The 13352-nt window shown below is 72.0% G+C and carries 6 protein-coding genes and 1 pseudogene; 3 read left to right on the top strand and 4 right to left on the bottom strand.

Annotated elements, in window-relative coordinates; genetic code table 11:
- The first annotated feature begins 8 nt into the window (after positions 1-8).
- Positions 9-3272: a type I polyketide synthase gene (locus BLV72_RS34620; protein ID WP_244321149.1), complete on the top strand. Its 3264-nt coding sequence runs from the start codon at positions 9-11 to the stop codon at positions 3270-3272.
- 371 nt (positions 3273-3643) lie between these two features.
- Positions 3644-5017 (top strand): beta-ketoacyl reductase, encoded by a 1374-nt coding sequence (locus BLV72_RS50385; RefSeq protein WP_244321468.1) that lies wholly within the window; start codon positions 3644-3646, stop codon positions 5015-5017.
- Between the two features lie 105 nt (positions 5018-5122).
- Here the strand turns inward: BLV72_RS50385 and BLV72_RS34625 are convergent, their stop codons facing one another.
- Entirely contained in the window at positions 5123-5989 is an 867-nt protein-coding gene (locus tag BLV72_RS34625) for an alpha/beta fold hydrolase (RefSeq protein ID WP_093467314.1), read from the bottom strand.
- Positions 5990-6161: 172 nt separating this feature from the next.
- On the opposite strand from BLV72_RS34625, the gene BLV72_RS34630 reads away from it, so the two are divergent.
- Positions 6162-7421 (top strand): cytochrome P450, encoded by a 1260-nt coding sequence (locus tag BLV72_RS34630; protein ID WP_093467316.1) that lies wholly within the window; start codon positions 6162-6164, stop codon positions 7419-7421.
- Between the two features lie 94 nt (positions 7422-7515).
- On the opposite strand, the gene BLV72_RS34635 is transcribed toward BLV72_RS34630, so the two are convergent.
- The 3 genes and pseudogenes from BLV72_RS34635 to BLV72_RS34645 form a co-directional block, all read right to left on the bottom strand.
- Positions 7516-7923, bottom strand: coding sequence for an acyl carrier protein (locus BLV72_RS34635; protein ID WP_093467317.1), 408 nt, complete (start codon positions 7921-7923; stop codon positions 7516-7518).
- Positions 7924-8210: 287 nt separating this feature from the next.
- Positions 8211-11894: pseudogene (locus BLV72_RS34640) on the bottom strand (type I polyketide synthase); the annotation flags it as partial.
- On the bottom strand, positions 11891-13321 hold the full coding sequence (locus BLV72_RS34645) for an NAD(P)/FAD-dependent oxidoreductase (RefSeq protein ID WP_093467320.1): 1431 nt from the start codon (positions 13319-13321) through the stop codon (positions 11891-11893). The gene BLV72_RS34645 and the pseudogene BLV72_RS34640, both read right to left, overlap by 4 nt.
- Positions 13322-13352 lie beyond the last annotated feature (31 nt).

The raw sequence follows: 13352 nt of genomic DNA on the forward strand, positions 1-13352 counted from the left end.
GAGGACTGATGTCGGGTACGGAAGAGAAACTCCGCCAGTATCTGAAGCGGGTCACGGTGGATCTCGGGCAGGCTCGTCAGCGGCTGCGCGAGATGGAGGAGCGATCCCAGGAGCCGGTGGCCATCGTGAGCATGGCCTGCCGTTATCCGGGTGGTGTCGGCTGCCCCGAGGAACTGTGGGAGCTGGTGGCCTCCGGTGGCGACGGCATCACCGCGTTCCCCACCGACCGGGGCTGGGATCTGGAGGGCCTCTACCACCCCGACCCCGACCACCCCGGTACCAGCTACGTCCGGCACGGCGGTTTCCTGGACGGCGCCGACCGCTTCGACGCGGAATTCTTCGGCATCAGCCCACGCGAGGCCCTGGCGATGGATCCACAGCAGCGGCTGCTGCTGGAGGTGGCCTGGGAGCTGTTCGAACGCGCGGGGGTCGACCCGGTGACGGCGAAGGGCAGCCGGACCGGTGTGTACGCGGGCGTGTCCAGCCAGGACTATATGTCCCGGATGCCCCGCGTCCCCGAGGGCTTCGAGGGCTATGCCACCACCGGCAGCCTCACCAGTGTGGTCTCCGGCCGGGTGGCGTACACCTTCGGCCTGGAGGGTCCGGCGGTGACGGTGGACACGGCGTGTTCGTCGTCGCTGGTGGCGATGCATCTGGCGAGCCAGGCGCTGCGCCAGGGCGAATGCGATCTGGCACTCGCGGGCGGGGTCACCGCGCTCACCACTCCGACCGCCTTCGCCGAGTTCTCCCGGCAGCGCGGGCTGGCCCCGGACGGCCGCTGCAAGTCCTTCGCGTCGGCCGCGGACGGCACGGGCTTCTCCGAAGGCGTCGGCCTGGTGCTGCTGGAGCGGCTGTCCGACGCACGCCGCCACGGGCATCGGGTGTTGGCCCTGATCCGGGGCTCGGCCATCAACCAGGACGGTGCCAGCAACGGTCTGACCGCGCCCAACGACGTATCGCAGGAACGGGTGATCCGTCAGGCGCTGGCCAGTGCGCGCCTCGCCGCCGACCAGGTCGACGCGGTGGAGGCCCATGGCACGGGGACTTCCCTCGGCGATCCGATCGAGGCACACGCACTGCTGGCCACCTATGGACAGGACCGGCCCGGTGAACGGCCCCTGTGGCTGGGGTCGCTCAAGTCGAACATCGGCCATGCCCAGGCGGCCGCCGGTGTGGCCGGTGTCATCAAGATGGTGATGGCGCTCCAGCACGAGACGCTGCCGGTCACCCTGCACATCGACGAGCCGACCCCGCATGTGGAGTGGGAAGGCGGCGGGGTACGGCTGCTGACCGAACCGGTGGCGTGGCCGAGGGGTGAGCGACCCCGCAGGGCCGGGGTGTCCTCCTTCGGGATCAGCGGCACCAACGCCCATCTGATCCTGGAACAGGCCCCCGAGCCCAGCCCCTCCGACCGGCCGGAGCCCGCCACGCCCGCAGCCGAGGCAGTGGTGCCCTGGGTGCTGTCCGCCCGTGGGGCCCAGGCCCTGCGGGGGCAGGCGGCGGCACTCGCCCGGCGGATGGCTGCCGATCCCGGGCCGTCCATCGCCGATGTGAGCTGGTCACTGGCCACCACCCGATCGGTGTTCGACCACCGGGCCGTGGCCGTGGGCGAGACCCGCGAGGAGCTGATGGCGGCCGTGGAGGCGCTGGCCACCGGCGGGACGCACCCGGACCTGGTCCACCCCGGTGGCGCCGCCGTGGCGGGGCACCTGGGCCCGGTGCTGGTGTTCCCCGGCCAGGGCTCGCAGTGGGCGGGCATGGGCGCCGAACTGCTCGACGCCTCGCCCGTGTTCGCGACCCGAGTGGCGGAGTGCGAACGGGCCCTGGCGCCGTACGTCGACTGGTCCCTCACCGATGTGCTGCGCGGTGCCGACGGGGCGGCCGACCTGGGCCGCGTCGATGTGGTGCAGCCCGTCCTGTGGGCCGTGATGGTGTCGCTCGCCGCGGTATGGGTGGGACACGGCGTATGTCCCGGGGCGGTGATCGGGCACAGCCAGGGCGAGATCGCGGCGGCCGTGGTGGCCGGGGCGCTGTCGCTGGAGGACGGCGCCAAGGTGGTGGCGCTGCGCAGCAAGGCGTTGCGGCGGTTGGCCGGTGGCGGGGCGATGGCCTCCCTGGGAGTGAGCCGGGAGCGGGCCGGGAAGCTGCTGGCCGATCTGGGCGACCAGACGGCGGCCGTCGGCGTGGCGGCGGTCAACGGCCCCTCCTCCACGGTGATCTCCGGACCGCCCGAGCAGGTGGCGCACGCCGTGGCGGCATGTCAGGAGGCGGGCGACCGGGCCCGGCCGATCGAGGTGGACTACGCCTCGCACAGCCCCCAGGTGGACGAGATCGCCGACGAGCTGGCGGAGGCCCTGGCGGGTGTGCGGCCGGTCGCGTCGGCGGTGGCGTTCTACTCCACGGTCACCGCCCGCCGGATCGACACCACCGGGCTGGACACCGCGTACTGGGTGAGCAACCTCCGGGAGCCGGTGCGGTTCGCCGACACCGTCCAGGCGCTGCTGGCCGATGGCCACCGTGTGTTCATCGAGAGCAGCACCCATCCCGTACTGACCGTCGGAATGCAGGAGAGCTTCGAGGAGGCCGGGGCCGACGGGGTCACCGTACCCACGCTCCGGCGCGACCACGGCGGCCGGGCGCGGCTGATCGAGTCCCTCGCGCTGGCCTTCACCGCGGGCGTCGCGGTCGACTGGACCACCCTCCACCCCACCGGCCCCGCCACCCCGCGCACGGTCGCCCTGCCCACCTACGCCTTCCAGCGGGAGCGGTACTGGCTGGCCGACTCGGTGTCCTTCGCCACCGAGTCCCCGGCGGACGAGGAGGAGTCCCGGTTCTGGGCCGCGGTGGAGGGAGAGGACCTGAGCGCGCTCTCCGAGACGCTGAGCCTCCCGGACGACACCGGCCACCGGACCTCCCTGGGCACCGTGCTCCCCGCGCTCTCCACATGGCGCCGCGGCCGTCGTGAGCGTTCCGCCGTGGACTCCTGGCGCTACCGCGTCGAGTGGCGGCCCGCCCCGACGCCGCCCCGGCCGCCGCGGGCTCCTGGCTCGTGGTCCACCCGAAGGGCGCCGCCGACGGCTGGACGGACGCCTGCGTACGGGCGCTGGGCGGGGACGGCGGCCAGGTGCACAGGCTGGAGCTGGTCGAGGACACCGACCGGGAGGAGCTCGCCGAGCTGCTGCGCTCCCGGTGGGCCGAGGAGCCGCCACCGACCGGCGTACTGTCGCTGCTGGCCCTGGACGACGACGCGCGGCCACCGCTGCCCGGCGTGACCCCCGGCCTGACCGGCACGCTCACCCTGCTCCAGGCGCTGGTGGACGCCGCCGTCGCGGCCCCCCTGTGGTGTGCCACCCGCGGCGCGGTCGCCATCGACGGCTCCGACCCCCTGGACGCGCCCCACCAGGCCCAACTGTGGGGGCTCGGCAGGGTGGCCGCCCTCGAACACCCCGATCGATGGGGCGGGTCGGTGGACCTGCCCGCGAGCCCGGACACCCTGGACGCGGAGCGGCTGCGCGCCGTGCTCACCGGGGCCTGCGGCGAGGACGAGGTGGCGCTGCGCCCGACCGGTGCGTACGGCCGACGGCTGGTCCCGGACCCGATCGGCGGCCGTGACCCGCGGCGCACCTGGAAGCCCCGGGGCACCGTGCTCATCACCGGAACCGCCGACGGACCCGCCGCCCACGTCGCCCGCCGGCTGGCCGCCGACGGCGCCGAACACATCGTGATGCTGGCCCCTGGAGGTGGCGACGACCCCGGCGCCGTGGAGCTGAAAGCCGAACTGGAGTCGAAAGCCGAACTGGAGCTGAAGGCCGAACTGGACGCGCTCGGCACCGGACTCACCATGGCGGACCACTCACCCGCCGACCGGGACGGCACCGCACGCCTCATCGAGCGGGTGGCGGAGACGAGTGGACGGATCGGGACGATCATCCACACCTCGGCCTCCGGTGAACTGGCCCCGCTGATGGACCTCACCCCGCAGCGGCTGGCCGAGGAGATCCGCGCCCACCTCGCCGACACCGGGCGCCGGTTGGACGAACTCTGCGGCATGGGCCCCGAGGACACCGTGGTCTACTTCTCCACCGTCGCCGCGTCCTGGGGCAGCAAGGACCACGGCTCCTACGCGGCCGCCACCGCCTGCCTCGACGCGCTGGCACAGCGCGACCGGGCCGACGGCCGCCCCACCGTCTCGATCGCGTGGGGACTGTGGGATCTGCCGTACGACGGTGACACATCGGACGGACCGGTGGCCCCGCACACCGAGCGCTCCCGGCGGCAGGGCTTGTCCCCGCTGGACCCACGGCCGGCGCTGACCGCGCTGCGCCAGGTGCTCGATCACGACGATCCGCGCGTCACGATCGCCGATGTGGAATGGGAGCGCTTCGCGCCGCTGTTCACCCTCGCCCGCCCCAGCAGGCTCTTCGACGACATCCCGGCCGCCCGCCAGGCCATCGAGGCGGCGCGGGGATCCGCGGAGGACACCGGCACCGATGAGGCGTCCGCGCTGCGGCGGGAGCTGGGCCCCTTGGCCGAGGACGAGCGGGTCGAGCGGCTGCTGGCGCTGGTACGCGCCCATGTGGCCGCCGTACTGCACTATCCGGCGCCGGAGTCGGTCGAGCCGGACCGCCCGTTCAAGGAGTTGGGGTTCGACTCCATCGCGGCCGTCGAGCTCAGGAACCGGCTGCGCGCCACCACGGGGCTGAGCCTGCCGACGACGGTGGTCTTCGACTATCCGACACCCCGGGCGCTGGCGCGCCATCTGCTGGCCGAGGTGGACCCGGGAGAGGCCGGCGAGGCCCATCCGCTGTCCGGACACCTCGACGAGGTCGAGGCCGCACTCGCCGGGCTGCCGACCGGCGACCCGCGGCGAGCCGGCCTGGTGAACCGGTTGCAGGCCCTGGTGTGGAAGTACGCCGCCACCGCCCAGGAGGCCGACGGACCGGCGGACGAGGAGGACCTGACGGCGGCCACCGCCGACGAGGTGTTCGCCCTCATCGACCGCGAACTCGGAGTCTGACCGGTGGTCGCGGGCCCGCGCCCGCGACCACCGCACATGCGAACTCCCCGTACGCGGACCGTACGGGGAGTTCGCATGCGGGCAGTCAGCGAGCACCGCGGGCAGTCAGCGAATGCCGAGGGCCGGCTGGACGCCGCGGGCCAGGTCGAGCAGATCGTCGGCCACCCGCCGCGGACGCTGGGCGTGCAGATCGTGCTCGGAGTCGAGATATTCCCGCATCGTCGCGTGCCGCAGATCGGCCGTGGTCTCCCTGATGCGGGAGCGGATGCGGTCCGCCCACTTCCCGTCCGCGCCCTTGGGAATGGCGGGCATCAGCAGGGTGGGCACCGTGATGGCCGCGTACCACGGCCTCGGCGGCTCGTTCCAGATGCTGTGCAGGATCGACATGTGCTGCTCGGTGGACATGCGCCGGGACAGCGAGCCGTCCGGGTTCACCAGCATCGTGTCCACCGCGGCCTCGATCGCCGCAGGGGACCAGTCCGGGTGGATGGCGCGGAAGTAGTCGCTCACGCTCTGCACGGTGGCGCCCTCCAGGGACGCGGGCCGCAATGCCCCGACGAACGCGTCCCAGGAGGCGAACGCCTTGGCCGGCTCCAGCCAGCCGCCGTCCACGAGGGCCAGCGCGGCCACCAGTTCGGGGTGCTCGGCGGCCAGCCGCACCGAGACATTGCCGCCCCAGGAGTGACCGGCCACCACCACCCGGTCCAGCCCCAGGGCGGCGGCCGCCGCCACCAGATCCGCCACCGCGGTCGGGGTGTCGTAGCCGGTCTCCGGCGTGTCGGAGTCTCCGTGGCCGCGCAGATCCACCGCGTACACCGCATGGCCCGCGGCGGCCAGATGGTCGGCGACCTCGTCCCACAGCCGGGCGCTGGAGGCCATGCCGTGGACCAGGAGAAAGGGAAGCGACGCCGTTCCCGGCCGGTGCCGGAAATGCAATTTCACATCGTCGGTTACGGGCACGGAAAGATCCATGCCGGAATTCTAGCCGCGCCGCCCAATCCGATTCGACCGCTGGGGATGTGATGTCTGCGCAGATTAGCGGCGCTTAAGCGGGACGCGAGATGCTGGGCCGCCGGGCGATTCATTTTCCCACACCGACGCAACTCTTATACCGACCGCAGACTCCGAGCCGAAGTGAGGCGCTGTGTATCCCCCGGAATCGAGGTTCGCTCATGTCGACAACATCGACCTCACCGACTTGTCCTTCTGGGCCCAGCCCTACGGCGACCGTGACGCCGCCTTCGCGGCGCTGCGCCGGCGGCCGGAGCCCGTGCTCTTCCGCGAGCCGGTCATGCCCGGGTTCGGGCGTGGGTCCGGCTATTACGCGATGGTCAGGCACGCCGATATCGCCGAGGTGAGCCGCCGTCCGCAGGACTTCGGCTCGCTGCCCACCGCGATCAGCATCATCGATCTGCCGGAGGAGTTCAACAGCTTCTTCGGCTCGATGATCAATATGGACAATCCCCAGCACGCCCGGCTGCGCCGGCTGGTGTCCCGCGCCTTCGGCCGGGGAATGGCCGCCGAGTTCGAGGTGGCGTCCCAAAAGGCGGCCCGGAAGATTGTCGACGACCTCATCGCGGACGGCCCGGGCGACTTCGTCCGGAACGTCGCGGCGATCATGCCGATCGCGGTGCTCAGCGGCATGATGGGGATTCCCGGCGACGACTACGAGTTCATTTACGACCGGTCCAATGTCATCGTCGGCACCTTCGACCCCGAATACGTTCCCCGGGCCGATCAGGCCACCGCCGCCCTGCTGAAGACCTCACATGAACTCGCCGACTACATCTCACGGCTCGCCGCCGACCGCACCCGCAACCCCACCGGGGATCTGGTCACCCGGCTGGTGCAGGCGCAGATCGACGGTGAGCGGCTGAGCCCCGAAGAGCTCTCCTCCTTCTTCATCCTGCTCGTCGTCGCCGGCATGGAGACCACCCGTAACGCGATCTCACGTGGTCTGGTGCTGCTCACCGAACATCCGGAGCAGCGGAAGCTGCTGCTCTCCGACTTCGAGACCTACGCGCCGGGCGCGGTCGAGGAGATCCTGCGGGTCGCGACCCCCATCAACTGGATGCGCCGCACCGTCAAACGGGACTGCGAGGTGAACGGCCACCGCTTCCAGGAGGGCGACAAGCTGCTGCTCTTCTACTGGTCCGCCAACCGGGACGAGGACGTCTTCACCGACCCCTATCAGTTCGACATCACCCGGGACCCCAATCCGCATATGACCTTCGGATCGGTCGGCCCGCACTTCTGCCTGGGTGCCCATCTCGCCCGGATGGAGGTCACGGTCCTCTTCCGTGAGCTGTTCAGCCGGCTGCCGGAGATCCGCACGGTGGGGGAGCCCCGGCGGCTGGTGGCCAGCTTCGTCGAGGCCATCAAACACGTGGACTGCGCTTTCTGACACATCTGCGGAAGCCGCGCACCACCGACAGGAGAACGCCGCGCGGGAGGGGGACGAACCCCCTCCCGCGCGGCGTTGTGCCCTGCGGGCCGGACTAGGCCGTGGCGCCGTCACCGGAGTTGACCGCGGCGTACGCCTCGGCGAGGTAGTGGCCGAGCTGCGCGGGGGTGGGGTACTCCAGAATGGCGACGAGGGGGATCTCCACGTCGGTGAGCGTCATCAGATTGCGGGTGAGCTCGAGAGCGGTCAGCGAAGTGAGGCCGTTCTCCAGGAAGTTGCTGTCGTCGTCCACCACGGCGGGTGCCAGGATGTCGGCGAGCTGTGTCCGTACGGTCTCCCGCAGGATGTCCTCGCGCTCCTCGGCCGTGGCGATGGCGAGCGCCTGGTGCAGCGCCGCCCCGTCGAGTGCGGTCTCGCTCTTCTCCGTCTGCATCGCGGATCCGTCTCCTTGAGGGCCGGTGTCGCCGGGGGTGTGGTTGTTGACGGTGGTGTGTGCGTTCATCGGTACTCCCGCCTGGTTGGGGCCGGTCGGCGTGATCACCGACCGTGGTGCGTATGCGGCGTGGCCGAAGGGCCGGAAAGGTCATCGAAGAGTCGATGCGTTCCCAGCTCGGAGGCGTGTGCGGTCATCCAGGTCCAGTCGATGTCCGCGATGACCACGGACGCCGTGTCCGCCATGACCGCCTGCCGCAGCAGGGCGGCGGCCGAGCGGGGGGGCAGTGCGGGCATCCCGTTGGTCCGGAGCTGCTTGGCGGCGCCGACAGCCGTGTCGGGGTCGTCGATCGAACCCCAGCACACCGAGGTCGCCGGAACGCCCCGTGCCCGGCACTCCTGCGCGAGCGCGCTCAGATAGGCGTGGGCCGGTGCCTGGTTGCCCAGGCCCGGGCTGGGCAGGACGCCCACGATCGAGCACCCGAGCACCAGGGCGGACAGCTCATGGCTGCTGCCGAGGGCGCAGAGGTTCACCGCGCCCGCCACCGTCGCCGCCCACTCGTCCTCGATCCGCGCCGAATCCAACTGCCCCGCGTCGGCGGCCAGCGGTGCCGTGAGATGCAGGACGGCCGTCAGCGGGAACTCCGCGGGAATGCCCGCGACCGCGGTGGCGAGCGCCTCCGGATCCGCCACATCGACGGTGGCCACGGACACCCGTACGCCCGAGGCGCTCAGCTCGGCCACCAGATCGGCGGCCGGTGGTGCGGTGTCGACCAGCAGCAGGTGTTCGGCGCCGTCCTCGGCCGCCCAGCGGGCGGTGTGCGCGGCCAGGGCGGTGGCGGCGCCCGTGATGAGGACCGTTCCCCGGAGCCGTCGGGCAGGGGTGGTGAGGGCCGTGGGGGTGTCGCGCACCAAGCGCCGGGCGAAGCAGCTGTCGCCGCGCACGGCCACCTCCGCTTCGCCGTACGCCCCGGCCAGGACCGCCGCGAGCCGCCGTCCCGCCCGGTCGTCGAACCGCTCCGGCAGGTCGACCAGCCCGGCCCACCAGCGCGGACGCTCCATCGCCAGCGCACCGCCCAGACCCCAGAACCGGGCCTGCTCCGGACGGGACATCGGATCGCCCAGGTCGACGCCGACGCCACCACGGGTGGCCAGCCACACCGGGGCCTCGATCCCGGCGCGCCGGAGTGTCTCGAACACGTCGAGGGTGGGAGCGAGCGCCGGACTGCGCCTGTCGTCGGTCGGTGGCTCCACTGCCGGCAAAGAGAGCACCCCCGTGACCGGCTGTCCGGCGACGGCTTCGGACATCTGCCGGGCCTGGGTCTCGTCGTCCGGTGGTGTGGTGTCCGGGGCGAACACGAGGGCCTCGGCACCATGGTCGCGCAGCGCGGTGGTCACGGCGGCCACCGTGGCGTCGCCACTGCTGTCTCCGGACCCGCTGTGGCCGGGCGTCACGACCAGCCAGGTGCCGGTCAGCCGTGGCGTCGGCGGGTCGGCGAGGGGCTTCCAGGTGATGCGGTAGCGCCACTCCCGCTGCCGCCGCCAGGTGGCCAGGGCGGGCAGGATCTCCGCGAGCACATCGCGCCGGCCGGCGGGGACCTCGAGCGCCCGGATCAGGGTCGCCGTGTCCGTACGGGCCACAGCATCCCAGAACTCGGCGTCCGCCCAGGTCTCCACCCGGGACACGGCATCCGCCGGAGCCTCGTTCTCCAGCCAGAAGCGCTGTCGTTGAAAGGCATAGGTGGGCAGGGCGACGGTGCGGGGAGCCGGACCGCCGTCGTACAGCGCGGCCCAGTCCACAGTGGCGCCCATGGTGTGCATACGGGCCAGGCCGCACACCAGCTCCCGCACCTCGGACCCTTCGGACCCCTCGGCCCCGTCGCCCCGGAAGGGTGACAGCACCAGCGCCGCCGGGGCGGAGGTCAGCATCGCCTCCGGACCCAGCTCCCACACCGCACCGGCCTCATCGAGCGAGGGCAGGGGCGGCCGCTCGTACTCCACCGTGCTCGGATCGGTGCCGGCGGCGACCAGGCGGCAGGCGTGGACGAGGTCGAGACCACCGGCGATGTGCGCTGCGGCGATCTCACCGACCCCACAGCCCACCACCGCGTCGGGGCGCACCCCCACCGAGGCCAGCAGCCGGGCCAGTGCGACGTAGAGGGCGAACAGCCCCTCCCGGGCGGACGCGTCGCGGTCCCCCTTCAATCCCAGCAGCTCACCGGCCTCGTCGAAGGCGGTGGCGAAGACGGGAAACCGGTCGTACAGCTCGGAACCCGTCCCCGGCAGGTGGCAGCCACCCTCGCCACCGAAGACGAACACCGTCCCGCCCACCGAGGCCGCCGCCGTGCCGGTACGGGTCACCTCGGGCCCCACCACCGAGGGATGCGGCTCACCGGCCGCCAGCGCCGCCAGCCCCGCCCTCAGCTCGCCCATTTCCCGGCCGACCACGACCGCCCGGTGGTCGAAGGACGACCGTGTGGTCACCAGCGACCATCCGACATCGGCGGGGGACAGGCCCGGATCGGCCGCCGCCGTATGCGCGGCCAGCGCACGGGCCTGTCCGCGCAGCGCCGCCGCGCCCCGCGCGGACAGCACCCACGGCACCACTCCCGGGTCGCGGGCGCCACCGTCGTCGGCAGCGGGCTCCACCGCCGGTTCGGTGAACTCCTCCAGAATCACATGGGCGTTGGTGCCGCTGGCACTGAACGAGGACACCCCGGCCCGCCGCGGCCGGTCCACTCGCGGCCAGTCCATCCGCTCGGTCAGCAGCCGCACCGCGCCCTTGCGCCAGTGCACCAGCCGGGTCGGCCGGTCGATGTGCAGCGAACGCGGCAGCACGCCCCGGCGCATCGCCATCACCATCTTGATCACACCGGCCATTCCGGCGGCGGCCTGCGTGTGACCGACGTTCGACTTGATGGATCCCAGCAGCAGCGGCCGGTCCTCCGGACGGTCCTGGCCGTACGTGGCGAGCAGCGCCTGGAGCTCGATGGAATCGCCGAAGGCGGTACCGGTGCCATGCGCCTCCACCGCGTCCACGTCCCCCGTGGACAGCCGGGCGTCCGCCAGGGCGTCGCGGATCAGTTGCTGCTGGGCGGGGCCGTTGGGAGCGGCCATGCCCGTACTGGCACCGTCCTGGTTGATCGCCGAGCCGCGGATCACGGCCAGCACCGGATGCCCGTTGCGCCGTGCGTCCGACAGCCGCTCCAGCAGCACCAGACCGGCGCCCTCCCCGTACACCATGCCGTCGGCGGCGTCCGCGAACGACCGACACCGGACATCGGGGGACAACTGGCGCTGGCTGGAGCCCACTTGGAAGACGCTCGCGGTGTACATGATGGCGGCTCCACCGGCCAGCGCCAGCGTGCACTCGCCCCGGCGCAGCGATCCGGCCGCCAGATGCATCGCCACCAGCGACGACGAACACGCGGTGTCCAAGCTGACCGCCGCGCCCTGCAGACCGAGGGTGAACGCCACCCGGCCCGAGGACACACTGCCCGCGTTGCCGTTGCCCACCTGGCCCAGCAGGCCCTCGGGGATCTCGTCCAGCCGCGAGGCGTAGTCGTGGTACATCACCCCGGTGTAGACGCCGGTCCGGCTGCCCCGCAGGGTGTGCGGATCGATGCCCGCGCTCTCCGTCGCCTCCCAGGCCAGCTCCAGCAGCATTCGCTGCTGCGGTTCGATGGCCGCTGCCTCCCGGGCACCGATGTCGAAGAACTCCGCGTCGAAGTCGGCCGCGTCATAGATGAAGCCACCGGCCCGGACGTACGAGGTGCCGTGGTGCTCCGGATCGGGGTGATAGAGGTTCTCCAGGTCCCAGCCCCGGTCGGTGGGGAAACTGGAGACGGCGTCTCGTTCGTCGGCCACCAGGTCCCACAGCTGTGCCGGGGTGCGCACACCGCCGGGAAAGCGGCAGGCCATGCCGACGACGGCGATCGGCTCCGCCAGCTCCGCCTGGACCTCCCGCAGCCGCTGCCGGGTCTCATGGAGCTCGGCCGTGGTCCACTTGAGATAGTCGACGAGCTTTTCCTCGTTGCTCATGAGCCGCCCGCACTCACCGTGCTGCGCGGCGTCAGGTTCACCAGCGCGAGCTCATCGGCGGTCAGCGGCGGCTCGGTGAGCTCCGGAAGGACCCGGTCCTTGTGCATGAGCGACAGAAAGCGGCTGGACGCCAGCTCGGACTGCGGGGCGGTCAGGCTGATGACATCGGTCACCACATCACACACCGCCGAGGACCGGATCGACCGGTCGGCGATCAGATCGGAGAAGCGCTGCCGGGCCACGGCCCCGCCGGTCAGCCGCGGATCGGTCGTGCTCATCCGGCAGTTGACGTACTCCACATCCTTGGACGCGGCCATGATCCAGGGATCGTCCACGGTGGCGCTGATCGCGTGCTGGGCCCGGCGGGCCGCTCCCGCGTCGGTCCCGGACCGCTGGAGCTCGGTGTCCAGCGCGGCGGCCGCACGAGCCGCGGAGCTCATCCCATGGCCGTAGATGGGGTTGAACGCGGCCAGCGCGTCGCCGAGCACCAGCAGCCCCTCCGGCCAGATGTCCAGCCGCTCCGGATACAGTCGCCGGTTGGCGCCGACACGCGAGACGGCCACCGAGGTCAGCGGCTTCGCGAGGTCGATGAGATCGGCGACCAGCGGATGGCGCAGCGTCCGGGCGTAGGGCAGGAAGTCGTCGTCGTGCGCGGGCAGTCCGGCGCCCCGGGTGCACGACAGGGTCACCATCCAGGTGCCGTCCTCCTGTGGATACACCACCCCGAACCGGCCCGGCTCGCGCAGCCGGTGGTCGGCGGCCACATTGACGGCGGGGAATCCGGCTGCGGCACCCGGCGGCCCCTGGTAGACGCGGGTGGCGTACGCGATGCCCGCATCGACGATGTCCTCCTCGAGCGGCGGCACCTCCAGTGCCGACAGCCAGTGCCGGAGCCGGGAGCCGCGGCCGGAGGCGTCGATCACCAGATCGGCCTCCAGCGCTTCCTGCGCACCGGTGTCCATGTCGCGCACCCGGACCCCGGAGACCCGTTTGGCGTCGCCGACCAGATCGAGGATCTCGGTGCGCTGACGTAAGACGATCCGCCCGGTGGCCAGGACGCGATCGCGGACCTTCCAGTCCAGGAACGGGCGGGTGCACATCAGGGCGTACTGCCGCGGTGGAAAGCGGTGTTGCCAGCCGTGGGACGTCAAGGTCACCAGGTCCTGATGGAAACCGATCCGGCGGGCGCCCGCGTCGAGCAGTTGGTCGATCATGCCCGGCAGCAGTGTGTCCACGATGCGCGCACCGCTGGACCACAGCACATGGACGTGGCGTCCCTGCGGCGACCCCTTACGGTGCCGGGGCCCGTCCGGCAGCACATCGCGCTCCACGACGGTGACGCGCTCCAGATGGCGGGCCAGCACATGGGCAGCCAGCATTCCCGCCCAGCCTCCGCCCAGAACGATTCCGTGCTTGGGTTCGGTCATGGTTCTGCTTTCGTCCCTTCACCGCTTACGG

The sequence above is a fragment of the Streptomyces melanosporofaciens genome, assembly GCF_900105695.1.
Classification (GTDB): Bacteria; Actinomycetota; Actinomycetes; order Streptomycetales; family Streptomycetaceae; genus Streptomyces; species Streptomyces antimycoticus.